The organism is Janthinobacterium sp. CG3 (genome assembly GCF_000344615.1).
GTDB lineage: Bacteria > Pseudomonadota > Gammaproteobacteria > Burkholderiales > Burkholderiaceae_D > Janthinobacterium.
On record NZ_KB467824.1, the window covers coordinates 318,159 to 341,503 of the forward strand.

The following is a 23,345-nucleotide window of genomic DNA, read 5'->3' on the forward strand; positions in this document are numbered from 1 at the left end:
GTTCGTTGGCGCATCCTCTTGCGCTACACTATAAGCGGCCGATAACCGGGCCGCCCGCAATTCCCAAAAACGCAAAACGAGGCGAACCATGAGTGGCATGACCGAGCAATGGCTGGACCTGCGCAGCGACACCGTCACCCGTCCCGGCGCGGCGATGCGCGAAGCGATGCAAGCGGCGCCGGTGGGCGACGACGTCTACGGTGACGACCCCAGCGTCAACCGTCTGCAAGACTACGCGGCCGAACTGTTCGGCTATGAGGCGGCGCTGTTCGCCCCGTCCGGCACCCAGAGCAACTTGATCTGCCTGCTGGTCCACTGCGGCCGCGGCGACGAATACCTGGTCGGCCAGGAAGCGCACACCTACCGCTACGAAGCCGGCGGCGCCGCCGTGCTGGGCAGCATCCAGCCGCAACCCATCCTCAACCAGTCCGAAGGCAGCATCGCCCTGGCCGACATTGCCGCGCAAATCAAACCCGACGACTTCCACTTCGCGCGCACTAAACTGCTGGCCTTGGAAAACACCATCGGCGGTCGCGTGCTGGGCGCCGACTACCTGGCGCAAGCCACCGCGCTGGCGCACAGCCGTGGCCTGGCCACGCATCTGGACGGCGCGCGCATCTGCAACGCCGCCGTAAAGCAGGGCGTCAGCCTGCGCGCCGCCGTGGCCGGCTTCGACAGCGTCTCCGTTTGCCTGTCGAAAGGGCTGGGCGCGCCGGTCGGCTCGCTGTTGTGCGGCAGCAACCCCTTCATCGCCCAAGCCAAGCGCTGGCGCAAAATGCTCGGTGGCGGCATGCGCCAGGCCGGCGGCCTGGCCGCGGCCGGCCTCTACGCGCTCGAGCACAACGTCGCGCGGCTGGCGGACGACCACGCCAACGCCGCCTTCCTCGCGCAAGCGCTGGGACGGATTTCCGGCCTCAGCGTTAGCACGCCGCAAACCAACATCCTCTACGTCGACATGCCAGCGGCCGCCTGCGCCGGCCTGAACGCCGCGCTGAAAGCGGAGGGCATCCGCGTGTCGATGGGGCCGCACCTGCGCCTCGTCACGCACCTGGACGCCTCGCGCGCAGACCTGCAGCGCCTGGTCGACGTCTTCGCCCACTACTTCAAGACATCGCAAGCCTAATTAAACCGCTGTCAAGAAGCCCGGTCAAACCCCTTGATAGCCAATGGCAATCTCGCGATTACCGGTGCATTCCCTCGCACCCTCCGGCAGTCTTGCACATCCATCTGTATTTTGACTTTCATTGCCTCATGGGGAACTCCGGTTCCCCATGAGTATTTATTGACAATTTAACCAGTGCCGTCGATAATTCGCAGTCATCTATTAAGGTTAAAACAAATGACGGAAACAAGCGGCGCAGGCTCGAAAAAGAACGGGCCGGAGGCGGGCAGCCTCGTCTCAGGTGTAGAGAACGCTGGCATATCGGATTGTCGAGATATTTCTTTATGTGGCGCAAAAATAAGGCGGGAATATGTTTTGTAAGCTTTTGAAATCTGTACTTTTCTTGACCGCGCTATCGACAAATACCGCGCATGCGGCAGCAACATTTCAATCGGGAGTTATTTTTGACCACTCGTCCGTTATCGGGGGAATGTTAATTCGATTTGATCCAGCGATAACTGCTCTGCCTGATAATTGTGGCTCCGCAACATGGATGTTTATTGCTGAATCGAATAAGGCAATGATGGCTGTGACTTTGCTCGCAATTGCAAGTGGGAATCGGAAAATTATGGTTTATACAAATGGTTTGTCAAATAGTTTTTGCAATGTTGTGCAAGTTGATCCGGATAACTAAGCTGAAGATTCAAATTCCTGGTGTTATTTATTAATGTTATTCAGACAGATTGTTTATTGGGTTCTGCTTTTTCTGCACAAATAAATCGGATAGATATATTAAGGAAAATTTCATTAGACGTTTAATGACTTTGCTAATCGCAAGCTTGCTGCCGCTCTATGCGCAGGGTGCTTATCAATGCGATGTCAAGGTACATAATGTGCTAGTTTATAATAGCGGCATGGTTAATGTGTTGCACTCGGGGCGGAATGATTACACAATGATTCGCAATTTGTCAACGGACTATGATGGCGTGTCATCCACCACGTGCGCTATGTGGACGGCAATGCTTCAATCAATTAAGAAAAAAATGGCACTGCCTAGTTCTGTTTCTATGAAACTACGGGCTCATGCGCCACGATGGCCACATATGGCAGCGCTCCAGTGCCCGGCTACATCAGGCCCTGAGGTAGTCCACAAAGTCTTTTTGCAGGTTTTTACTTAGCGAACTCGGCGTGGGCGCAGCAGTACATTACATTACCGCAGTTGGTGCCAGCGGTTCAAAAAAATTCCAGGCAGATCGACGGTTTGCGGCCGGGCGCTCTGGAGGAGCGCCCGGCATGCGCGGGGGGCGCCCTGAACGGGCGTCCCTCGCATTCGCTCGACTCAAATCGCCCCCGCCGGCGGACCGGCCGCCGGTTGAATGTTTTGCAGGAAAGCGATAGGCGCGCGGGTCCGGCACGGTCTTCAGTTTCTCCTATTCACGTCAATGGGCGACACCTCCTCTGAGCGTAAGTTGTTCGTCGCTCAGCCAGTTGCGGTGGCGCCGACCAGCGGCGAACCGCGCACTCTGAGCGAGTTCAAGTAGATCGATTCGTCATGCGGCGTGCGCGTCTGCCAGCAGCGAAAGAGGACGCGGATCCACTTGAAGGCTAACGCGCGCACCGCCGCCTGGCGGGTGTTCCCTTTGTCGCGCTGCTGGCGATAGTAGGCGCCGGCCCAGTACGACCTGGTGATGGTCTGGGCGCTCCACTCGACCATGGTCTGGCGCAGGAACTTGGGACATTGCCAGCGCCAGTGCACCCACGATTGCTGGCCGTTACCCTCAAAAACGGGGGCGACGCCGCAATACTGCTTGAACTCACAGGCAGATTGGAAGCGTTCTCGCTGCTCGCCGAACGCCACCAGCAGGCGTGGCGCCAGCTGCGCCCCGGCTCCCGGCAGCGCGCTAAAGAGCGCGTAGTCCGGCAGCGTCGGCACGATGGCCGCAATACCCTCGTCGTAGCGCTCAACGGCCAGCAAGGCGGCGCGCAGTTGGTCGACCACAGCCCAGGCCAGCAACTGGTATGCCATGATGACGGCGACGTCATTGGTGAGCGGAACCGCCGCTTTAATGGCGCCGATGCGTTCCTCGATGCATTTCGTGCCGCGCACGTTGTGCTCGCAAAAAAAGGTTTCGCGGGTCGCCTTGCGGGCGAGCTTGACGCGTGAGAGCGTCGGCCAACGGACCAGGAAGTCGCAGAACACTATACTGCCCCTTTGGGCAAACCACTCGAGCGCCTGGGGGTAATACTGCTTGAGCGCGTCGCCGAGGCGGTTAGTGCAGCGCACCACGTCGCCGACCAGGCGCCTGCGTTGCTCAACCATGCAGTGCAGCGTGCGCATCGGCGCGCTTTGCGGCCGCAGTGGCGTCAGCTTGTCGCGGTGCCGCACCAGCAGATCGAGCGCAAGGGCGGCGTCGTTGCGATCACACTTTGCGCCGCTGGGCTGAAACGCTTCGCGATATTTGGCCAGCATGAAAGGATTGATGGAAAAAAGCACGAAGAAATCGTACTTTTGCAGGGCGTAGACGATCGGCCCCTTGGATAGCTCGAGCGCCACGGCGATGACGCCGCCGAAACGCTGGTGGATCTCGTGCGCCCATTGATCGATATGGCCGGCAGTGTGTTGAAATTTGCCAGACTTGCGTCTGTCGCTGTTGGCGGCGCAAACGTCGTGCTTGGCGTTCGCCCAATCGAGACCGATGTAGGCGGTGAATTCACCGCCGGGAAGAGTGTTCATACGACGCCTCCAGAAGTGCTACATTGATGTCTGAGACATGCGGTATTTGGATTCTGCGAAGGCAATATAGGAGCCGGTTGACGACAAGCCCTGAGTATTCGTTAACGAACCCAAGCGCACCTGCGGATTCGAAGCTAAGTTAAGAACATCAAGTGTTTCGGCGGATTTATTCGTAGCCCGCAGGCGCATGTCCCGCCTTCACTGACAGATACCTGCCAGCTGACTTTCAGTGTCACAAAAAGCGGGACCAATTACCCCTGGAATCCCAAGAGTGTGTGCTACGGATTCACTATATTGGGTGGATTGGACCTACGGGCCGCGGCCGGGTTGTTCCGGCGCCAAGGCGCCGGCGACATATTTCAAACCACTGGCGTAAATCTGGGGTCTGAGCCCGGCTCTTTGCCGTCGGGTTGATATGAGCCGCCGGCAAGCTAAGGTCGCTATTACGTGGAAGCCGACTTGGTTTTTGCCGGTTTTACCGGCTTCGGCAGCGCGATCAGGCGGGTGCCGAGCAGCTTGTCGTGCAGGAACTGGCCGTTCTTGTCGAGGAGGGCGGTGCCGGCCCAGGCGGCCATGCCAAGCGCAAAGGCAATGCCCATCTGTGGCCGGCTCAGATGCAAGGCGTAGCTCGCCACCAGCGCCGGCAGGAACCAGCCCCACGCCAGCATGTAGCGCGCCGCCGCGACCTTGATCGGCAGGCGGGCGTAGCCCGGCTTCACCAGTTTGATGCGCCAGGTTTTCATTGCCAGCGTGTGTCCGCTGTCGGTCCAGAAGTGGATGAAGTAGGCCGCCGTCACCAGGAACAGCGTGCATTGCAGCGCGTGCTCGTAGACAGGCCCCTGGCGGTTTTGCGTCAGCAGCAGGAAGACCGAGACGGCGGCCAGTTCCACCGCCACCAGCAGCAGCGCTTCGTAAATCATGCAGATCAGGCGGCGGGGCAGGGTGGGGGTGGTAATGCTCAGCTTGCTATTTGACATTGGATGGCGCTACCGGGCTGGCCGGGGTGGTGGTGGACGGGACGGCGCTGTTGGCTGCGGGCGCAAGCGGCGGCGCGGCCGCGGCCGGTGCCGCGCCTGTGGCGGCGCCGCCGGCCGGCGTTGGCGCCACCGCCGGCGCGGCGCCGGGAGCGGCAGGCGCCGCGCCGGCGCCGGCCTTGGCCGGTGGAATGACTTTGGACCTGTTGGGCGTGGCGCTCGGCACGTTGGCCAGGCGCTTTTTGGCGGCCGCCTCGGCGAGCTTTTTCTTTTCGTCCTCGGGCAACTGCTGGTATTGCTCCCACTGCTCAGATTTTTTGGCGGGTTCGATTTTCTTGGTGCGCGAGAAATTCTCGCGCACCAAGCGGCGCTGTTCGGGCGTCATCTTGATCCATTCGCGCATGCGCTCGTGTACGCGCTGCTGCTCGTCCGGATTCATCGAGGCGAAGCGGTTGGCGATGTCCATCCATTTTTGCTTGCGCAGCGTTTCCAGGGTGTCCCATTCGGCCGCCAGCGGCAGCAGCGCCGCCTGCTGCGGGCGGCTCAGCTCGGTCCAGAGCGGTTTGACGAGGGCTTTCGGCACCGTCTTGGGCGCGGCGGCGCGCCCGCCGAGCGTAGCCGCCGGCACGGCCGGGGCCGCCACTGGCGCGGCCGCGGCCGGCAGGGCGGCCGGCGCCGTGGCGCTGACCCACGACGCGCCGGCCAATGCCGCCGCGCCCAAACCGATCAATGCGATCCGAACCTTGTTGCTCGCCATCCTTATTGCTCGCGTTTCGTCGTCAGGTAGGCGTTGAAGCCGTGGTCAAGGTAGGCCGACAGCGGCAACTCGTCGGACAGCACTTCGGCGTCGAGTTCGGCCAGTTCGGCGATTTGCTGGTCTTGCTCGTACTGGTAGATGCCCACCACGCCGGCGCCCATGGCCAGCAGCGGCAGCACCAGCGACATGCGGCCCAACAGGGCGAAGGGTTGCGAGAAGAAGCGTCCGATGGTGCCCGCCGCAACGCTGTGCGCCAGCGGCGCCGGCGCGTGCGCCTTCTTGCGCGCCATCGCCTGCGCGCGCGCGGCGGCCAGCCGCTCGCTTGTCGACGGCGGCAAGTTGTCCAGTTTTTCGTTCAGCGCGTGCCGCACCTTGTAAGCGAAATTCAGGTCCTCGGTATTCATAGTGTTATTCCTTTGGCTTTGAGCGATTCTGCGAGGGTGTGCGTTGCGCGCGAACAATGCGTTTTTACGCTGCCCTCGGAGCAGCCCATCGCTTCGGCTGTTTCAGCCACGTCCATATCTTGCCAGTAACGCATGAGGAAGGCTTCCCGTTGACGCGCCGGCAGCTTTTGTACCGCTTCGTCGATCAAATCGAGCGTTTGTGCCCGCTCCACCTTGTCGGCGCTCGACTCGGACGCCTGCGAGCCCTGCTCGGCCTCGTACGACTCCAGTATATCAAAGTCCTCGTGTTCGTCGCCGGCTCCCTTCATGCCCGAAAACAGGCTGACCCAGGCGTTGCGCACTTTTTCTCTGCGGAAATAGTCGAGGATGGTGTTCTGGAGGATGCGCTGGAACAGCATCGGCAGCTCGGCGGCCGGCTTGTCGCCGTATTTTTCGGCGAGTTTGATCATCGCGTCTTGCACGATGTCGAGCGCGGACTCGTCTTTGCGAACGGCGTAGGCGGCTTGCTTAAAGGCGCGCCGCTCGACATGCTCGAGAAAGTTGGATAGTTCTTTATCTGTTGCCATGCAATCTGGAGCGGGCTGCCGGGGATACGGGGTGGTAGGGACACTGGTCTGGAAGGCGGCGGCGCGCCTGGCGGCGGTGCCCGGAAGCCTCCCGGCTGGCGGCGTTTTGCGAACTGAGCGCATGCTAGCAAAAAACGCCTGTTCTTGCATGATTTTTACGACGTTCGCCACCAGAAAAGCACTTTCCCAACAATTTATCTTGACCAGAATGGTGCGACGCAGTAACGTATGGAACGCTTTGAACATCCCGAAGCTCTATGGTCTGGTCGCGCTCGGCACACAACGCCAACAGCGGCAAGACGCGCTTTCATATGTAGGCAGTTTGCTCTAACCCGCGCCACAAGCGCGAGAGGTACGTGTAAAGCGCTACAGAAACTCCAGCCGAACGAGTTGCGTTAAGCGTCGTTTTGTAAGGCATCTACGGGTGCCCAAAGAAACGTCGTGACCGCAGAGAGAAGGGAAGCAGGGAGCACTGTTGCGTACCGTGTATTTCGTCAGGAAAGAGCATCCGATCAATCTCCCAATGGACCTTGAAAGGAATGTTTCATGAATACCGAAGCAGCATTACCCATCACAGGCGCGGAAATACTGGTGCGCTGTCTGGCGGAAGAGGGCGTCGAGCACGTCTTCGGCTATCCGGGCGGAGCGGTCCTGTATATCTATGACGCGATTTTCCAGCAGAACAAATTCCAGCATATCCTGGTGCGCCACGAACAGGCCGCCGTGCACGCCGCCGACGCCTATTCGCGCAGCTCGAACAAGGTTGGCGTCGCCCTGGTCACCTCCGGCCCCGGCGTCACCAATGCCGTCACGGGCCTGTCGACCGCGTACATGGATTCGATTCCGATGGTGGTCATCTCCGGCCAGGTGCCGAGCCACGCCATCGGCCAGGATGCCTTCCAGGAATGCGACACCGTCGGCATCACCCGTCCGGTGGTCAAGCACAACTTCCTCGTCAAGGATGTCAAGGATCTGGCCGAAACGATCAAGAAAGCCTTCTTCATCGCCAAAACCGGCCGTCCGGGTCCCGTCCTGGTCGACATCCCTAAAGACATCAGCATGCACAAGTGCCTGTTCTCGTACCCGAAAGAGGTCGAGATGCGCTCCTACCGTCCGGTCGACAAGGGCCATTCGGGACAGATCCGCAAGGCGGTGCAATTGCTGCTGCAAGCCGAAAGGCCGATGATCTACACCGGCGGCGGCGTGATCCTGGCCAACGCTTCGCCCGAGCTGAACAAGCTGGTCGACAAGCTCGGCTTCCCGGTCACCAACACGCTGATGGGCCTGGGCGCCTATCGCGCGTCGAGCGAGCAGTACCTCGGCATGCCGGGTATGCACGGCACCTACGAAGCGAACATGGCGATGCAAAACTGCGACGTCCTGATCGCCATCGGCGCCCGCTTCGACGACCGCGTGATCGGCAACCCGAAGCATTTCGCCTCGCATCCGCGCAAAATCATCCACGTCGACATCGACCCTTCGTCGATCTCGAAACGCGTCAAGGTCGACATTCCCATCGTCGGCAACGTCAAGGACGTGCTGATCGAGTTCCTGGCGCAGTTGGACGCGGCCGAGGCCAAGGTCAACACGCCGGCGCTGAAAACCTGGTGGAAGCAGATCGAAGAGTGGCGCGGCAAGGATTGCCTGAAGTTCGCCACCTCGGACCTGGTCATCAAGCCGCAGTCCGTGGTCGAGAAAGTGTTCCAGATCACCAAGGGCGACGCCTTCATTACCTCCGACGTCGGCCAGCACCAGATGTGGGCGGCGCAGTATTACCGCTTCGACAAGCCGCGGCGCTGGATCAATTCCGGCGGCCTGGGCACGATGGGCGTGGGCTTGCCGTACGCCATGGGCGTGCAGATGGCCAACCCGGACGCGACCGTTGCCTGCATCACCGGCGAGGGCTCGATCCAGATGTGCATCCAGGAACTGGCGACCTGCAAGCAATACCATCTGACGCCGAAGATCATCATGCTCAACAACCGTTTCCTCGGCATGGTGCGCCAGTGGCAACAGATCGACTACGGCTCGCGCTATTCCGAGTCGTACATGGATTCGCTGCCGAACTTCGAGAAGCTGGCCGAGGCCTATGGCCACGTCGGCATGAAAATTGAAAAACCCGGCGATGTGGATGGCGCCTTGCAAGAGGCGTTCGCCATGAAAGACAGGCTGGTGTTCATGAACTTTATCACCGATCAATCGGAGAACGTGTGGCCGATGGTGAAGGCGGGCAAGGGCCTTTCCGAAATGATGCTGGGTTCGGAGGACTTATAAGATGAGACACATTATTTCTGTCTTGCTGGAAAACGAAGCCGGCGCCCTGTCGCGCGTGGTCGGTCTGTTCTCGGCCCGCGGCTACAACATCGAAACCTTGACCGTTGCGCCAACCGAAGATCCGACGCTGTCGCGCATGACCATCGTCACCAGCGGCTCGGACGACATCATCGAGCAGATCACCAAGCACTTGAACCGGCTGATTGAAGTCGTCAAGGTGGTCGACCTGACCGAGGGCGCGCATATCGAGCGCGAGTTGATGCTGATTAAGGTGCGGGCGGTCGGCAAGGAGCGCGAGGAAATGAAGCGCACCGCCGACATCTTCCGCGGCCGCATCATCGACGTCACCGAAAAGACTTACACGATCGAACTGACCGGCAACAAGGTCAAGCTCGACGCGTTCATCGATTCGATCGACCGCGCCTCGATTTTGGAAACCGTGCGCACCGGCGGTTCCGGCATTGGACGCGGCGAACGCATCCTCAAAGTTTGATCCAGTAGCATCGAATCATTTCGTGCCCCTTGCGGGCACATAACAAAAATTTAAATCAGGATATACCATGAACGTTTTTTACGACAAAGATTGCGACCTCTCCCTCATCGCCGGTAAGAAAGTTGCCATCATCGGCTACGGTTCGCAAGGCCACGCCCACGCGCAAAACTTGAACGATTCGGGCATCGACGTCACCGTCGGCCTGCGCAAGGATGGCGCTTCGTGGAACAAAGTCAAGAACGCCGGTCTGAAAGTGGCGGAAGTAAACGACGCGGTCAAAGCCGCCGACGTCATCATGGTGTTGCTGCCGGACGAGAACATCGCCCAGGTTTACAACGACAACATCGCGCCGAACGCCAAGCAGGGCGCCGTCTTGGCCTTCGCCCACGGTTTCAACGTGCATTACGGCCAAGTCGTGCCACGCGCCGACCTGGACGTCATCATGATCGCCCCTAAAGCGCCGGGCCACACCGTGCGCGGCACCTACGCCCAAGGCGGCGGCGTGCCCCACCTGATCGCCGTGTACCAGGATAAATCGGGCAACGCCCGCAACATCGCCCTGTCGTACGCCATGGCGAACGGCGGCGGCCGCGCCGGCATCATCGAAACGAACTTCCGCGAAGAAACCGAAACCGACTTGTTCGGCGAGCAAGCTGTTCTGTGCGGCGGCGCCGTCGAACTGATCAAGGCCGGCTTCGAAACCCTGGTCGAAGGCGGTTACGCTCCAGAAATGGCGTACTTCGAGTGCCTGCACGAATTGAAACTGATCGTCGACCTGATCTATGAAGGCGGTATCGCCAACATGAACTACTCGATCTCGAACAACGCGGAATACGGCGAATACGTGACCGGTCCACGGATCGTTACCGAAGACACCAAAAACGCGATGCGCCAATGCCTGAAAGACATCCAGACCGGCGAATACGCCAAGAGCTTCATCCTGGAAAACAAGGCCGGCGCGCCAACCCTGATCTCGCGTCGTCGCCTGACCTCCGAGCACCAGATTGAAGAAGTCGGCGCGAAGCTGCGTTCGATGATGCCTTGGATCGCTAAAAACAAACTGGTCGACCAGACCAAGAACTAAGAAGTAAACAGGGTTCAACGGGCCGGCGCCATGCCGGCCCCGAGAATTCGGTTGATGGCGGGACATTCTGGCTACTTTGCAACTATTTGTGAATATGGGCCGGATTGTTGTAAATTCAGGTAAAGTTGAAATTACTGCCAGTTTTGCTGGTCTCGCGCAAACAATGGGGCATACGTGCCCCATTTGCGTTTCATCAACCAAGGAGTGTTTTATGACCGTATTCAAGACCGTTCTCGTCGCAGCCGCCGCGCTGAGCGCCCAGGTGCACGCCCAATCCCTGCCGACCGCCGGCACGCTGGTGGTGGTGCCCGCATACGGCGAAGTCAAGCATGCCAACGACCAGGTCGTGGCGACGTTGGCGATTGAAGAGCAGGACAAGGACAAAGCCGCGGCGGCGTCGCGCGTGAATCAAAAAATGAACAAGGGCATGGCGATCGTCAAGAAGGAAGATCCGCAGGCCGTTCTGAAAACCCAGGGCTATTACACCTATCCGGTCTACCCGGAAGACCGTCCGCTGCCGCCGGGCGCGGTCGCCAAGACGCGCGTGCCGACCTCGTGGCGCGTCGGCCAATACCTGCAAGTAACCACCAGCAACTTGGCCGCCTTGCCGAAAACCGTGGCCGCCGCGCAAAACGTGCTGACCTTGAACGGCCTGCAGTTCGGCCTGACGCCGGCCACCACGCGCAAGCTGGACGACCAGCGCATTGCCGCCACCTATCAAAACCTGAACGAGCGCGTCGCCTCGATCGCCGCGGCGATGGGCCGCAAGGTGTCCGACGCCGTGCTCGACACGGTTGACTTCGAAGGCTCGGGCAATTACGCCCAGCGCGAGGGCGGCCAGGCGGCGCCGATGGCGATGCGGGCGATGATGAAGGATTCGGCCCAGGTCGAAGAGCCGAGCTTCGAGCCGGGCGAGACGACGCTGGAAATGCGCCTGGTTGGCAAGCTGAAGTTCAAGTAAGCGTTGCCTTAATCAAGTAAGCTGTTTGAGCGCTTTTCTTTGCTGTTCGCTCCTCTATAATGGGGGCGAACGCCGGCGGCGCTGCCGCCGGTTAAAGCGATACAGCGACTGTATTTGATTAGCCCGTAGTACATTGAAATGGAATCATATGGCAAACTTTCCCCGTCGTAGAGCCAAGAACGGCGTGCCGTCGGCGCCGAAGGCTTCGCGCTTCAGCAAATTCGCGCGCCAGCCAGTGGGCGAGGCGGCCGGCAAGAAATCCCTGCGCCGGCGCGGGATTTACCTGCTGCCGAACGCGTTCACGACGGCGGCCCTGTTTTGCGGCTTCTACGCGATTGTCATGGCGATGAACCTGAAGTTCGAGCACGCCGCCTGGGCGATTTTCATTGCCATGATCCTCGACGGCCTGGACGGGCGTATCGCCCGCCTGACCAACACCCAAAGCGAATTCGGCGCCCAGTACGACAGCCTGTCGGACATGGTGTCCTTCGGCGCCGCGCCGGCGCTGGTGATCTATGAATGGTCGCTGCGCGGCATGGGCAAGATGGGCTGGCTGGCGGCCTTCGTCTATTGCGCCGGCGGCGCCCTGCGCCTGGCCCGTTTCAACACGAATATCGAAGTGGTCGACAAGCGCTTCTTCCAGGGGCTGCCCAGCCCGGCCGCGGCCGCCATGGTGGCCGGCTACATCCTGCTGATGGAAGACGTGCAAGTGTCCGGCGTGCAACTGGCCTGGGTGTCCTGGTGCATCGCCCTGTTCGCCGGCCTGACCATGGTCAGCAACGTGCCGTTCTACAGCTTCAAGGACGTCAACTTCCGCAAGTCGGTGCCCTTCATTGCGGTGTTTTTGATCGCGCTGGCCTTCGCGTTGGTGTCGATCGATCCGCCGAAAGTGCTGTTCCCCATATTTGTTGCGTACGGCCTGTCCGGTTACGCGGTCTATTTCTGGCGCATGGCAAAGGGCAAGCCCGTCAGCATCATCCAGACCGACAAGGAGTCCGTCGACCGCAGCGAGCGTCGCTAGGCTGGATTGCCGCGAAGGCGGCGCAGTCGGTGAGCTAATTTCTTTTCATGCCATCAGGAGCAGCCATGAGCAATGCCAACCGACTCATCATTTTTGACACCACCTTGCGCGACGGCGAGCAATCGCCCGGCGCATCGATGACCAAAGAGGAGAAGCTGCGCATTGCCAAGCAATTGGAGCGGATGAAGGTCGACGTCATCGAGGCCGGCTTCGCCGCCGCCTCGCAGGGCGATTTCGAAGCGATCAAGGCGATCGCCACGGCGGTGCGCGAGTCGACTATCTGCTCCTTGTCGCGCGCCAACGACCGCGACATCTCGCGCGCGGCCGAGGCGCTGGCGCCGGCCGAGCGCAAACGCATCCACACCTTCATCGCCACCTCGCCGCTGCACATGGAAATGAAGCTGCGCATGCTGCCGGAGGAGGTGCTGCTGCAGGCGCGCCACGCGGTGCGCTACGCGCGCCAGTTCACCGACGACATCGAGTTCAGCCCGGAAGACGGCAGCCGCTCGGACGAGGACTTCCTGTGCCGCGTGCTCGAGGGCGTCATCGCCGAGGGCGCCACCACCATCAATTTCCCCGACACCGTCGGCTACGCCGTGCCGGAAATCTTCGGCGAGACCATCCGCCGCCTGCGCGAGCGCATTCCCAACTCGGACAAGGCGGTCTGGTCGGTGCACTGCCACAACGACCTGGGGCTGGCCGTGGCCAACTCGCTGGCCGGCGTGATGATAGGCGGCGCGCGCCAGATCGAATGCACCATCAACGGCCTGGGCGAGCGCGCCGGCAACACCGCGCTGGAAGAGGTGGTGATGGCGCTGCGCACCCGCGCCGGCTATTACAATCTGGAAGTGGGCATCGACACCACGCAAATTGTCGCCGCCTCGAAGATGGTGTCGCAAATCACCGGTTTCGCGGTGCAGCCGAACAAGGCGGTGGTGGGCGCGAACGCCTTCGCGCACGCGTCCGGCATCCACCAGGACGGCATCCTGAAGTCGCGCGAGACCTATGAAATCATGCGCGCCGAAGACGTCGGCTGGTCGGCCAACAAAATCGTGCTGGGCAAGCTGTCGGGGCGCAACGCCTTCAAGCAACGCCTGCTGGAACTGGGCATCGCGCTCGAGTCCGAGGCCGAGATCAACGCCGCCTTCGTGCGCTTCAAGGAGCTGGCCGACCGCAAATCGGAAATCTTCGACGAAGACATCATGGCCCTGGTGACCGACGAGCAACAGGCCCAGGACCGCGAGTTCTACCGCTTCGTGTCGCTGTCGCAGCGCTCGGAAACGGGTGAGACGCCGGCCGCCAGCGTGGTGTTCTCGATGGACGGCAAGGAATACCACTGCGAAGGCAAGGGCGACGGCCCGGTCGACGCCACCGTCAACGCGATCGAAAGCGAAGTGGCCAGCGGCGCCGAACTGGTGCTGTTCTCCGTCAACGCCATCAGCACCGGCACGCAGTCGCAGGGCGAAGTGACGATGCGCCTGTCCAAGACCGGGCGCATCGTCAACGGCGTCGGCGCCGACCCGGACATCATCGTCGCCTCGGCCAAAGCCTACCTGTCTGCGCTCAACAAACTGCATTCGAAGATTGAAAAGGTCAATCCGCAGCTGTAGATAGTAAAACCGGGGACAGACCACGTTTTCCGAGCAACTTCCCCCGGAAATCGTGGTCTGTCCCCTCGCTTTTGGTTGACGTCACCTGAAAAAACCGCGCCGCTCCTCCTTCAGCGGATCGGGCCCGTTCATCAGCGAATGCACCACGCCGTTGCCGTCGAAGTGCACGTGCATCATCGAATCCCACACGCCCGACTCCTTGTAGCGATACGACCATACCTCCAGCTTTTGCCACGACAGGTAGGAGGTTTCGGCCGGGCGTCCGATGATGCGCAGCACGTCTTGCTTGGTGGCGACGCCAACCTTGATGGCGGCGTATTTTTCCGCCGTCAGTACTTGCCCGTAGGACTTCAGCAAGCCGTCCGGGCCGATCCTCGCCATATACGTGTATTGGCCGAAGGGGCCGGTGGCGTACTCGAGCAAGGTGTCCTCGCCGGCCGGGTAGACGGCGGTGGGCCGGCCCTGTTTCGCCTCGACGGCGGCGCGCGGCTCGCCCGGCATGGGCGGCGGGCCGCCGAATCCGGCGCAGGCGCCCAGGCAGATTGCCAGCCCAAGCGTTGCCAACTTCATTACTTTATTCATCGGATCATCCTTAAAAGCCGCACATGCCTATTCTGCACCAAGAAAAGGCAACACGATTGGATACACGGGCGGGTTTTTCCGATATACTTGCGCGTCTGGTCTTTTGGCCGGAATTTTTTAATCGTAGTTCACGGTGCTTTGGGTTCAGACTCGCTGCACCGCATGTGAAAGGTTTATCATGACTGTAGAAAACATCAACAAAACCGCCATCATCGCGGACAACGCACGTGGTCAGAACGACACTGGCTCCCCGGAAGTGCAAGTTGCGCTGCTGACAGCTCGTATCAACGAACTGAACGGCCACTTCAAGGCACACTCGAAGGATCACCACTCCCGTCGCGGTCTGATCATGATGGTTAACCGTCGTAAGAGCCTGCTGTCGTACCTGAAGGCGAAAGACGCTACCCGTTATCGCGAACTGATCGCTAAACTCGGCCTGCGCAAGTAATTTTTGCCGCACACGGTTTATACAGAAATGCCTGCGCCAGTTCGCTGACGCGGGCATTTTTGTCATTTGAAATTGCTTTTTTGATTCTTTTTTGCAAGAGATATGCTGGCGCGGCAATACGCCGCCGGCCCGGCCGGCAAGACGGATTGGCCATCCCCGATCAGCAGTAAAGGCGGCGCCTCACGCGTGGGGCGCCGCCTGTGGTGAGGTGAACGACAGCTCCTGAAAATCTGTCGGCAATTAGAAAGGGATTACCCATGTTTAATAAAGTTACGAAAACCTTCCAGTACGGTCAACACCAAGTAACGCTGGAAACCGGCGAAATCGCGCGCCAGGCTTCCGGCGCAGTGCTGGTATCGATCGAAGATACCGTCGTTCTGGCAACCGTCGTCGCGCGCAAAGACGCCAAGCCAGGCCAGGACTTCTTCCCGTTGACCGTGGACTATGTTGAAAAAACCTACGCTGCCGGTAAAATCCCGGGCGGTTTTTTCAAACGCGAAGGTCGTCCTTCCGAAAAAGAAACACTGACATCCCGCCTGATCGACCGTCCAATCCGCCCTCTGTTCCCGGAAGGCTACCTGAATGAAGTGCAAATCATCATTCACGTGTTGTCGGTCAACCCAGAAATCGATCCCGACATCGCCGCGATGATCGGCGCTTCGGCCGCCCTGTGCGTCTCCGGCGTGCCGTTCAGCGGCCCGATCGGCGCCGCCCGCGTCGGTTACGCCAACGGCCAGTACATCCTGAACCCGACCACCACGCAGCTGAAAACCTCGGAAATGGACCTGGTTGTCGCCGGTACCGAAACCGCCGTGCTGATGGTCGAATCGGAAGCCAAGCAACTGTCCGAAGAAATCATGCTGGGCGCGGTCGTCTTCGGCCACGACCAGATGAAAGCAGTCATCGACGCGATCCACGAACTGGTGCGCGACGGCGGCAAGCCGGAAGTGGAATGGGCGCCTGCGCCGAAAAACGAAGCGCTGATCGCCCGCGTTGAGCATTTCGGCGGCGCCAAAGTGCGCGATGCCTACCAGACCAAAGACAAGCAGGAGCGTACCGCCAAGCTGAAGTCGGCCACCGCCGCCGTGCTGGCCGACCTGAACGCCGAGTCCGCCGCCGCCGGCAACGGTTCGGTCGATTCGGCCGAAGTCAACAACATCCTGTTCGACATGGAAGCGAAGATCGTCCGTTCGCAGATCCTCGACGGCGAGCCACGTATCGATGGCCGCGACACCCGCACCGTGCGCCCGATCTCGATCCGCACCAGCGTGCTGCCACGCACCCACGGTTCGGCCCTGTTCACCCGCGGCGAAACCCAGGCTTTGGTTGTTGCCACCCTGGGCACCGCGCGCGACAGCCAGAAGATCGACGCGCTGATGGGCGAGTTCACCGACAGCTTCATGCTGCATTACAACATGCCTCCGTTCGCCACCGGCGAAACCGGCCGTGTCGGTACGCCTAAACGCCGCGAAATCGGCCACGGCCGCCTGGCCAAGCGCGCGCTGCTGGCTGCGCTGCCCGCACCGGAAGATTTCAGCTACTCGGTACGCCTGGTATCCGAAATCACTGAGTCGAACGGTTCCTCGTCGATGGCTTCGGTCTGCGGCGGTTGCCTGGCGCTGATGGACGCCGGCGTGCCGATGAAATCGCACGTGGCCGGTATCGCCATGGGCCTGATCAAAGAAGGCGGCAAGTTCGCCGTTCTGTCCGACATCCTGGGCGACGAAGACCACCTCGGCGACATGGACTTCAAAGTGGCCGGTACCGCAGTCGGTATCACCGCTTTGCAGATGGACATCAAGATCATGGGCATCACCAAGGAAATTATGCAAGTGGCACTGGCGCAAGCCAAAGAGGGCCGCGACCATATCCTGGGCGAAATGCAAAAAGCCATGCCGCACGTCAAAACCGAATTGTCCGATTTCGCGCCGCGTCTGATCACCATCAAGATCAACCCGGAAAAAATCCGTGACGTCATCGGCAAGGGCGGCGCCGTCATCCGCGCGCTGACCGAAGAGACCGGCACCCAGATCGACATCAGCGACGAAGGCGTGGTCACCATCGCTTCCGTCGACGCCGCCGCCGGCCAGGAAGCCAAGCGTCGCATCGAGGAATTGACAGCTTCGGTTGAAGTGGGCAAGACCTACGAAGGCACCGTGCTGAAATTGCTGGACTTCGGCGCCATCGTCCAAGTCATGCCAGGCAAAGACGGCTTGCTGCACATCAGCCAGATCGCCAACGAGCGCGTCAACGCCGTTGCCGACTACCTGAAAGAAGGCCAGGTCGTGCGCGTCAAAGTGCTGGAAACCGACGACCGCGGTCGTTTGAAGTTGTCGATGAAAGCCGCCGAAGGCAACGAAGCGGCAGCCGCACAGTAATTCCCTTAGCCTCGGCTAAATAAAAAAGCCGCCGGTGCGCAAGCCCGGCGGTTTTTTTTCGCCGCGGCGGCGATCGCGCCGCCTTGCCCCGCGTGGCATCACGCCGGCATCGGCCTTGGGGCGCCGCAAAACGGTGCCGTCGGCCGACCACGCCGGATGCGACGCCAAGAAATTGGCAGGAAACTGCCGGTTAAAAAAAGCGCGAACCGAGAGCGTTTCTGGTGCGATACGCGCCGCGCGCCCGTTCCCTATCCGCTGCGCTTCAATTTGCCAGTCCGCGGTCTTCCCGCTGGCTTACTACCCATGACATATTGCCGTATGGTAAAATTTGTGTTTCATTTGGGGAATATCGCCATGTTTTCATCGCTTCGCAGGCGCCTTATTGCCATTTCCGTATCGATCATCGTGCTGGCCATGCTGGCGGTGGTCGTCGCCAACTTCCTGACCACCCGCTCGCGCACGCTGGAGTCGCTCAACAGCCAGATGTTGCAACTGTCGCAGAGCCATTCCGCGGCGATCGCCGACTGGATGCGTTCGAAGCAGGCGGTGGTGGCGTCGATCAAGCAGTCGGCCGAGTTGCCCGAGCCGCTGGCCAGCCTGAAGGCGGCCGAGCAGGCCGGTAGCTTCGACATGGCCTATATCGGCTACGCCGACAAGCACGCCGTCTTTTCGCAGGAGCGCAAGCGCGCCGCCGACTACGACCCCACGGCCCGTCCGTGGTACGCCAAGGCCAGCCAGGTCGGCGGCCCGATCATCACCGCGCCCTACATCGGCGCCAGCAGCGGCAAGATGCTGGTGACGTTCGCCGAGCCGATCGGCCCCAAAGGCAGTCCGACCGCCGTGGCGGCCGCCGACGTCATGGTCGACGTGGTGGTGCGCAACGTCGCCTCGATCAAGCCAACTCCCAGCAGCTTTGCCTTCCTGCTTGACGGCAGCGGCAAGATCATCGCCCATCCCGACCAGAGCCTGACCCTGAAGCCGGTGACGCAACTCGACGCCGGTTTGACGCAGCAAGTGCTGGAAGAGATCGAGCGCTCCAAGCAAAGCGGGGCGATCCGCCTGAACGGCCGCGACGGCATGCTGCACGTGACCAAGGTCGAGGGTAGCGACTGGCTGCTGGCCACCGTGCTGGACCGCGCAGAGGCGACCGAGGCGCTGAGCGCGATGCTGGCCAGCTCGGCGGTGACGGCGGCGCTGGTGATCGCGCTGGCGGCCTTCACGCTGACGCTGTTGGTGGCGCGCGCGCTGCGCCGCCTCAGCGTGGTGCGCGACGCCATGGCCGACATCGCCACCGGCGACGGCGACCTGACGCGCCGCCTTGACGCCGACGGCGGCGACGAGTTGGCGCAGATCGCCAGCGCCTTCAACCTGTTCGTCGACAAGATCGCCTCGGTGCTGGTGGAAATCCGCCAGATCAGCGGTTCGGTGCGGATCGCCTCGAGCGAAATCGCCGCCGGCAACGCCGACCTGTCGGCGCGCACCGAAGCGCAGGCCGGCTCGCTGGAAGAGACCGCCAGCTCGATGGAAGAGTTGACCTCGACCGTCAAGCAAAACGCCGACAACGCGCGCATTGCCAACCAACTGGCGGTATCGGCCTCGGCCGTCGCGGTCAAGGGCGGCGACGTCGTCGGCCAAGTGGTCGGCACCATGGCGTCGATCAAGGAAAGCTCGCGCAAGATCGTCGACATTATCGGCGTCATCGACAGCATCGCCTTCCAGACCAACATCCTGGCGCTGAACGCGGCGGTGGAAGCGGCCCGGGCCGGCGAGCAGGGCCGCGGCTTCGCCGTGGTCGCCTCCGAAGTGCGCAACCTGGCGCAGCGCTCGGCCGGCGCCGCCAGGGAAATCAAGGAATTGATCGGCGATTCGGTCGACAAAGTCGACGCCGGCGGCAAGCTGGTCGACGAGGCCGGCCAAACCATGGACTTGATCGTCGACTCGGTCAAGCAGGTCGCCACCATCATGGGCGAGATCACCGTCGCCAGCCAGGAGCAGAGCGCCGGCATCGAGGAAGTCAACACCGCCATCACCCACATGGACGAAATGACGCAGCAGAACGCCGCGCTGGTGGAGCAGGCCGCCGCGGCCGCCGAGAGCCTGCAGGAGCAGGCCGTGACGCTGGCGCAGATGGTCGGCGTGTTCCGCCTGGGCGAGGACGCCCCGGCGGCGCCGGCGGCGCGCCAGCACGCTGCCGTCGCCGTCCGCCCGTTGGCACCGCGCAGCGCGCCGGCGCGCCCGGCCGCACCGGCCAGAGCGGCCGCGGCGCCGAAGAAGATCGCCAGCCCCGCTCAAGGCGGCAACGACGATTGGGAAGAGTTTTAAGGTCTACCCCTTGGATTGGTCATAGCCAGCCATCGACACCGCCAGCGCGCAAGCCTGGCGGTTTTTTGTTGGCGCGGAGGGCGCGCCAACGTGCTCAAGTGAGCTGAACCAAACTTGACTAAATTGCTATACTTGTGGCGAATTGCCGGCGCTCGTTGCCAACCTCCACATCACACAAGGACGCTCTTGTCATCTATGCCATTACATATTGGAATCGTCGGCTGTTCGGCCGAGGGCGCGTCGCTCTGCTATCGCACCATCTGCGCGGAAGCGGCTACCCTGCTAGGCAAGCACGCGCATCCGGAAATTTCGATGCACACCCCTTCGTTGGCCGAGTACGTCCAATGCCTGGATCGTGGCGACCTGGCGGGCGTTGGCGAGTTGATGCTCACCTCGGCGCGTAAGCTGGCCAGCATTGGCGCCGACTTCTTGATTTGCCCGGACAACACGATCCACCGGGCGTTCTCGTACGTTCAGGCCAAATCCCCGCTGCCCTGGCTCCACATCGCCGAGGTAGTCGCCGCCGAGGCGGCAAGGCGCGGCTACCGGCGCGTGGGACTCACGGGCACCCGTTGGCTTGTCGACAGCGAGGTCTATCCCCAGAAACTGCTTGCGCGGGGTATCCAGTGTGTCCGGCCCGGTCCGCGCGAACGCGATGACATCAACCGTATTATCATGGATGAGCTTGTTGGCGGTGTGGCGACGCCTGACGGCCTTGCTTACTTTCAATCGCTCATTCACAATTTCGGGGAGCAGGGCTGCGAGGCGGTCATACTCGGCTGCACTGAGATACCGCTGATCGTGAACGACGCCAATTCGCCGCTGCCAACGCTGGACTCAACGCGCCTGCTTGCGCGCGCAGCGCTTGAGCGAGCGATTAACGCGGTAGCGTTACCGTGAATACCAAGCAGGGCAGTAACGCTTCCGAAGCACTCCTACAGTCAGGCGCGCCGATCATCCGATGCCGGCGCCGCACGGAACGTCATATGACCGCGCCGCCCGGCATCCATCGGACCGGCAATCAGCGTCCGGTTTCCTTCAGGTAGGCGGCGCGCGCGGCGACGCCGCTGCCGGCGAAGTCGCTGAACACACCGTCAATGCCGGCGCGGAAGAACGTCAGGTATTCGGCGCCCGGATCACCCTTGTAAAAACCGGCCAGATATTTCTGTTCGTTGCGGAAGGTGAAGGTGTGCACCAGCAGCCCGGCCTTGTGGGCGTCGGCGATCAGGCTGGTCGGCACGACGCTGTTCACCTCGGCCAGCGAGCCGGTGTAGGACGTGCCGTCGGCGTTGCTGGCCTTGAACGGCGCGATCGTCAGCTTTACCACTTGCGGTTTCCACGGGCCGATGCCGTCCGCGTAGGTCTTGATTTCAGCCAGTCCGGCCGGCGTCAACATCGTGCCGAAATAGCGGCCGTCGCCGGCCAGGGTCCAGCTGTAGGGGCGCGCGCTGACGAAGTTGTAGGCGTCGTCGGTCTTGTAGACCATCTCGCCCGTCTTGTAGTTGACGTCGTTGCCGTCGACCAGTTGCACCAGTTTGGCGGCGAGGCCGGCCGCGCGCATGTATTTCAAGCTGGCCGGGTCGAAGCTTTGCACGAAGACCGGGGCGCTTTTGCTGTTCAGATTGTTGTCTTTGATGATCTTGATGATGGCGTCTTCAAAGGGGTGGCTGCCGCTGCCGCAGCCGTTGGCGATGGCCTGGGCGTTGTTCCAGTACGGATTTTTGGCCTCCGGGTAGACCGAGATGTTGCGTCCGGTCGCCGCGCTCTTGGCTTTGGCGATGTCGAGCACTTGCTGCATCGTCAACAACGGATGCTTGCCGTTGAGCGCAGTCGGGCGTTCATTGCGGGCGTCGTAGGTGGTGCCGTGTATCCACTGCTGCAATTCGGCGGCGGTGAAGTCGCTGATCGACCAGTCGCCGGTGTGGTCCTCGCCGTCGACCACCAGCGATTTCAGGACCGAAGCCGGGTCGGCCGGGTTGCCGCGGTCGCTCAGGTATTGCGCCGGCCCGCCGTAGGTGGCGAGCGAATAGCCGACGTTGACCAGCACGCCCGGCACGGTGCGTTTGCGCGCGGCGACGGTGGGGTTGCTCAGGGCGACGGTGGCGATGTCGGTGTTGTCGCTCAGCCAGGGATTGTGGCGCGCCACCAGCACGCAGTCTTTCGACAGGTGCACATCCAGTTCCAAGGAATCGGCGCCGGCGTCGGCCGCGCCCTCGTAGGAAGGGCGGGTTTGTTCCGGATACAGCCCCGGCAGACCGCGATGTCCGATCACCAGCGGCGCCTTGCCGTCCAGGGTTGGCAGCGGCGTTTCGACGGCGTTGTCGCCGCAGGCGGTCAGGCCGATGCTTGCGGCAATGATGAGGGCGATGTCGATTTTTCGAGCGGTCATAAATGTGCGGCTTTCTAGAGGGGGGTGGCGGCCTGGCTCTGGCGGGAAGCCGGAAGCAAAGGGTAATATTGGTTTTATTTAAAAGATAACATCGCCCTGCGGCCCGGCCGTTCTTCAAGCGACGAGATTCGTTCTTCAGGCGACAGATTGGATCGTCCGGTATGGTGCCGCGGGAATATGACGTCTTGATGAATCCAGCTCGGCCAGCCCTCGACATAGCTCGGCTGGCAGGCGAAAACCGCAGTTCGTCGCATTCGGACGGGACCGGGCGCCGCCCGAGCTTAGAGTGGGGGCATAGTAAGGCGCATGCATGAGTTGCTCAAAAGCACATTAAAATGCTAAAGTGGCCACGCTGGCCGATGGCGCGAGCGGCTTGGCCGGTAGCTGCCAGCGGAAAATAAAACCATAACAGGGATCGGATGAGGAAAATACTTCAGCTTGGACTGGCCGTGGTGGCCGCCATTGCCATTGCGCGCGGCGCCGGCGCCGACGAGTTGCTCAGTGAGTCGCGGCCGGTGAGCGCGCGCGTCGAGCGAGTCAAGCTCGACGGCGCTGTCAGCATCCGGCTGCGCCAGGGCAGTGCGGCGTCGCTGACCATCTTCGCCGAGAAGCGTCTGCTGTCAAAAGTCACCACCGTGCAAGCCGGCGACACGCTGCATATCGCCAGCGAGGGCGGCGCTTTCAAATTCATCGGCAACAACCTGGTGCGCGTCGACGTGGTCCTGCCGGCGCTGCGCCAGCTGAGTTCGGAGGGCTTGGGCACCAGCGATGTGAGCGGCTTCACCGGGGACGAGCTGAGCCTGTCGCTGGACGGCGCGGGCACGATGAAGGTCGTGGGTGATTACAAGAAGCTGAGCGCCAGTCTGGGCGGCGTCGGCAGCATGCAGATCTGGGTCAACGACAACGACCGCGCCGACGTGGATTTGCGTGGTGCCGGTTACGTTACCTTGGGCGGTCGCAGCAAGGCGCTGAAGGCGAGCATGGGCGGCCTGGGTAGCTTGAACGCCCAGCAGTTTCAAGTTGAAAACGTGACGTTGGAATTGAGCGGCCTGGGCAACGCCACCGTGAACGCCAGGCAAAACGCCACGCTGAGCTTGAGCGGACTCGGTTCGGTCACGGTGTTTGGCCGGCCGCAGGGACGCAATGTCAGCGTCGACGGCCTGGGCAAGGTAAGCTGGAAGTAAGTACCCCGTCGCCGCGGCGCGCGACGCGCCCGGCGCCGCTGTCGTACAATCGCCCTTTCAAT

The 23,345-nt window shown here is 61.5% G+C and carries 20 protein-coding genes; 13 read left to right on the forward strand and 7 right to left on the reverse strand.

Features of this window, described 5'->3' with window-relative positions:
- Nucleotides 1-88: 88 nt before the first annotated feature.
- Both ltaE and JANGC3_RS32235 read left to right on the forward strand, forming a co-directional pair.
- A complete protein-coding gene (gene ltaE, locus JANGC3_RS0101515; RefSeq protein WP_026132403.1) occupies nt 89-1,123 on the forward strand; it encodes a low-specificity L-threonine aldolase in 1,035 nt (344 codons plus the stop codon).
- Between the two features lie 349 nt (nt 1,124-1,472).
- A complete protein-coding gene (locus tag JANGC3_RS32235; protein WP_157406405.1) occupies nt 1,473-1,796 on the forward strand; it encodes a hypothetical protein in 324 nt (107 codons plus the stop codon).
- Nucleotides 1,797-2,582: 786 nt separating this feature from the next.
- Here the strand turns inward: JANGC3_RS32235 and JANGC3_RS0101520 are convergent.
- The 5 genes from JANGC3_RS0101520 to JANGC3_RS0101540 form a co-directional block, all read right to left on the reverse strand.
- The gene (locus JANGC3_RS0101520; protein WP_017874711.1) at nt 2,583-3,836 is read right to left on the reverse strand and encodes an IS110 family transposase; all 1,254 of its coding nucleotides are present in this window, start codon (nt 3,834-3,836) and stop codon (nt 2,583-2,585) included.
- Between the two features lie 443 nt (nt 3,837-4,279).
- On the reverse strand, nt 4,280-4,813 hold the full coding sequence (locus JANGC3_RS0101525; protein ID WP_035787515.1) for an RDD family protein: 534 nt from the start codon (nt 4,811-4,813) through the stop codon (nt 4,280-4,282).
- Complete coding sequence (locus tag JANGC3_RS0101530) at nt 4,803-5,567, reverse strand: DUF3106 domain-containing protein (protein ID WP_017874713.1); 765 nt, start codon at nt 5,565-5,567, stop codon at nt 4,803-4,805. Before JANGC3_RS0101530 ends, JANGC3_RS0101525 begins: the two co-directional genes overlap by 11 nt.
- Before the next feature lie 2 nt (nt 5,568-5,569).
- Nucleotides 5,570-5,971: a DUF3619 family protein gene (locus JANGC3_RS0101535; protein WP_017874714.1), complete on the reverse strand. Its 402-nt coding sequence runs from the start codon at nt 5,969-5,971 to the stop codon at nt 5,570-5,572.
- Nucleotides 5,968-6,537, reverse strand: a complete 570-nt coding sequence (locus JANGC3_RS0101540; protein WP_017874715.1) for an RNA polymerase sigma factor — start codon at nt 6,535-6,537, stop codon at nt 5,968-5,970. The genes JANGC3_RS0101535 and JANGC3_RS0101540 overlap by 4 nt, the downstream gene beginning before the upstream one ends.
- A 546-nt stretch (nt 6,538-7,083) precedes the next feature.
- On the opposite strand from JANGC3_RS0101540, the gene JANGC3_RS0101545 reads away from it, so the two are divergent.
- From JANGC3_RS0101545 to JANGC3_RS0101570, 6 genes are all read left to right on the forward strand, one after another.
- The gene (locus JANGC3_RS0101545; protein ID WP_026132404.1) at nt 7,084-8,811 is read left to right on the forward strand and encodes an acetolactate synthase 3 catalytic subunit; all 1,728 of its coding nucleotides are present in this window, start codon (nt 7,084-7,086) and stop codon (nt 8,809-8,811) included.
- Nucleotide 8,812: 1 nt separating this feature from the next.
- Nucleotides 8,813-9,304: an acetolactate synthase small subunit gene (ilvN, locus tag JANGC3_RS0101550; protein ID WP_026132405.1), complete on the forward strand. Its 492-nt coding sequence runs from the start codon at nt 8,813-8,815 to the stop codon at nt 9,302-9,304.
- Nucleotides 9,305-9,371: 67 nt separating this feature from the next.
- A complete protein-coding gene (gene ilvC / locus JANGC3_RS0101555) occupies nt 9,372-10,388 on the forward strand; it encodes a ketol-acid reductoisomerase (RefSeq protein WP_017874718.1) in 1,017 nt (338 codons plus the stop codon).
- 211 nt (nt 10,389-10,599) lie between these two features.
- A complete protein-coding gene (locus tag JANGC3_RS0101560; protein WP_017874719.1) occupies nt 10,600-11,349 on the forward strand; it encodes an SIMPL domain-containing protein in 750 nt (249 codons plus the stop codon).
- Nucleotides 11,350-11,497: 148 nt separating this feature from the next.
- Complete coding sequence (gene pssA, locus JANGC3_RS0101565) at nt 11,498-12,370, forward strand: CDP-diacylglycerol--serine O-phosphatidyltransferase (protein WP_026132406.1); 873 nt, start codon at nt 11,498-11,500, stop codon at nt 12,368-12,370.
- A 65-nt stretch (nt 12,371-12,435) separates the two neighbouring features.
- Nucleotides 12,436-13,980 carry a 2-isopropylmalate synthase gene (locus tag JANGC3_RS0101570; protein ID WP_017874721.1) on the forward strand — a complete coding sequence of 515 codons (1,545 nt, stop codon included), beginning with the start codon at nt 12,436-12,438 and terminating at the stop codon, nt 13,978-13,980.
- A gap of 81 nt (nt 13,981-14,061) precedes the next feature.
- Here the strand turns inward: JANGC3_RS0101570 and bamE are convergent, their stop codons facing one another.
- The gene (gene bamE / locus JANGC3_RS0101575) at nt 14,062-14,562 is read right to left on the reverse strand and encodes an outer membrane protein assembly factor BamE domain-containing protein (protein WP_026132407.1); all 501 of its coding nucleotides are present in this window, start codon (nt 14,560-14,562) and stop codon (nt 14,062-14,064) included.
- Between the two features lie 178 nt (nt 14,563-14,740).
- Between bamE and rpsO the strand changes: the two genes are divergently transcribed.
- The 4 genes from rpsO (at nt 14,741) to JANGC3_RS0101605 (ending at nt 20,610) form a co-directional block, all read left to right on the forward strand.
- Complete coding sequence (gene rpsO / locus JANGC3_RS0101580; protein ID WP_017874723.1) at nt 14,741-15,010, forward strand: 30S ribosomal protein S15; 270 nt, start codon at nt 14,741-14,743, stop codon at nt 15,008-15,010.
- A 257-nt stretch (nt 15,011-15,267) separates the two neighbouring features.
- Nucleotides 15,268-17,388 (forward strand): polyribonucleotide nucleotidyltransferase, encoded by a 2,121-nt coding sequence (gene pnp / locus JANGC3_RS0101590; RefSeq protein ID WP_017874725.1) that lies wholly within the window; start codon nt 15,268-15,270, stop codon nt 17,386-17,388.
- A 354-nt stretch (nt 17,389-17,742) separates the two neighbouring features.
- Nucleotides 17,743-19,710 (forward strand): methyl-accepting chemotaxis protein, encoded by a 1,968-nt coding sequence (locus JANGC3_RS0101600; RefSeq protein WP_026132408.1) that lies wholly within the window; start codon nt 17,743-17,745, stop codon nt 19,708-19,710.
- A 195-nt stretch (nt 19,711-19,905) separates the two neighbouring features.
- Nucleotides 19,906-20,610 (forward strand): aspartate/glutamate racemase family protein, encoded by a 705-nt coding sequence (locus JANGC3_RS0101605; RefSeq protein ID WP_026132409.1) that lies wholly within the window; start codon nt 19,906-19,908, stop codon nt 20,608-20,610.
- A 121-nt stretch (nt 20,611-20,731) separates the two neighbouring features.
- On the opposite strand, the gene JANGC3_RS0101610 is transcribed toward JANGC3_RS0101605, so the two are convergent.
- The gene (locus JANGC3_RS0101610) at nt 20,732-22,099 is read right to left on the reverse strand and encodes a glycerophosphodiester phosphodiesterase family protein (RefSeq protein ID WP_017874729.1); all 1,368 of its coding nucleotides are present in this window, start codon (nt 22,097-22,099) and stop codon (nt 20,732-20,734) included.
- 419 nt (nt 22,100-22,518) lie between these two features.
- Here JANGC3_RS0101610 and JANGC3_RS0101615 point away from each other — a divergent pair, with 419 nt between their 5' ends.
- A complete protein-coding gene (locus JANGC3_RS0101615; protein ID WP_026132410.1) occupies nt 22,519-23,283 on the forward strand; it encodes a GIN domain-containing protein in 765 nt (254 codons plus the stop codon).
- Nucleotides 23,284-23,345: the final 62 nt, after the last annotated feature.

Excerpts from the sequence above, each read along its gene's own strand:
- JANGC3_RS0101535 (WP_017874714.1), bottom strand. The coding sequence starts at position 5,971 with ATGAATACCGAGGACCTGAATTTCGCTTACAAGGTGCGGCACGCGCTG.
- pssA (WP_026132406.1), top strand. The coding sequence starts at position 11,498 with ATGGCAAACTTTCCCCGTCGTAGAGCCAAGAACGGCGTGCCGTCGGCG.
- JANGC3_RS0101605 (WP_026132409.1), top strand. The coding sequence starts at position 19,906 with ATGCCATTACATATTGGAATCGTCGGCTGTTCGGCCGAGGGCGCGTCG.
- bamE (WP_026132407.1), bottom strand. The coding sequence starts at position 14,562 with ATGAATAAAGTAATGAAGTTGGCAACGCTTGGGCTGGCAATCTGCCTG.
- JANGC3_RS0101615 (WP_026132410.1), top strand. The coding sequence starts at position 22,519 with ATGAGGAAAATACTTCAGCTTGGACTGGCCGTGGTGGCCGCCATTGCC.
- JANGC3_RS0101560 (WP_017874719.1), top strand. The coding sequence starts at position 10,600 with ATGACCGTATTCAAGACCGTTCTCGTCGCAGCCGCCGCGCTGAGCGCC.
- pnp (WP_017874725.1), top strand. The coding sequence starts at position 15,268 with ATGTTTAATAAAGTTACGAAAACCTTCCAGTACGGTCAACACCAAGTA.
- JANGC3_RS0101530 (WP_017874713.1), bottom strand. The coding sequence starts at position 5,567 with ATGGCGAGCAACAAGGTTCGGATCGCATTGATCGGTTTGGGCGCGGCG.
- JANGC3_RS0101540 (WP_017874715.1), bottom strand. The coding sequence starts at position 6,537 with ATGGCAACAGATAAAGAACTATCCAACTTTCTCGAGCATGTCGAGCGG.
- JANGC3_RS0101545 (WP_026132404.1), top strand. The coding sequence starts at position 7,084 with ATGAATACCGAAGCAGCATTACCCATCACAGGCGCGGAAATACTGGTG.
- JANGC3_RS0101520 (WP_017874711.1), bottom strand. The coding sequence starts at position 3,836 with ATGAACACTCTTCCCGGCGGTGAATTCACCGCCTACATCGGTCTCGAT.
- ltaE (WP_026132403.1), top strand. The coding sequence starts at position 89 with ATGAGTGGCATGACCGAGCAATGGCTGGACCTGCGCAGCGACACCGTC.
- ilvN (WP_026132405.1), top strand. The coding sequence starts at position 8,813 with ATGAGACACATTATTTCTGTCTTGCTGGAAAACGAAGCCGGCGCCCTG.
- JANGC3_RS0101570 (WP_017874721.1), top strand. The coding sequence starts at position 12,436 with ATGAGCAATGCCAACCGACTCATCATTTTTGACACCACCTTGCGCGAC.
- JANGC3_RS0101600 (WP_026132408.1), top strand. The coding sequence starts at position 17,743 with ATGTTTTCATCGCTTCGCAGGCGCCTTATTGCCATTTCCGTATCGATC.
- rpsO (WP_017874723.1), top strand. The coding sequence starts at position 14,741 with ATGACTGTAGAAAACATCAACAAAACCGCCATCATCGCGGACAACGCA.
- JANGC3_RS32235 (WP_157406405.1), top strand. The coding sequence starts at position 1,473 with ATGTTTTGTAAGCTTTTGAAATCTGTACTTTTCTTGACCGCGCTATCG.
- JANGC3_RS0101610 (WP_017874729.1), bottom strand. The coding sequence starts at position 22,099 with ATGACCGCTCGAAAAATCGACATCGCCCTCATCATTGCCGCAAGCATC.
- JANGC3_RS0101525 (WP_035787515.1), bottom strand. The coding sequence starts at position 4,813 with ATGTCAAATAGCAAGCTGAGCATTACCACCCCCACCCTGCCCCGCCGC.
- ilvC (WP_017874718.1), top strand. The coding sequence starts at position 9,372 with ATGAACGTTTTTTACGACAAAGATTGCGACCTCTCCCTCATCGCCGGT.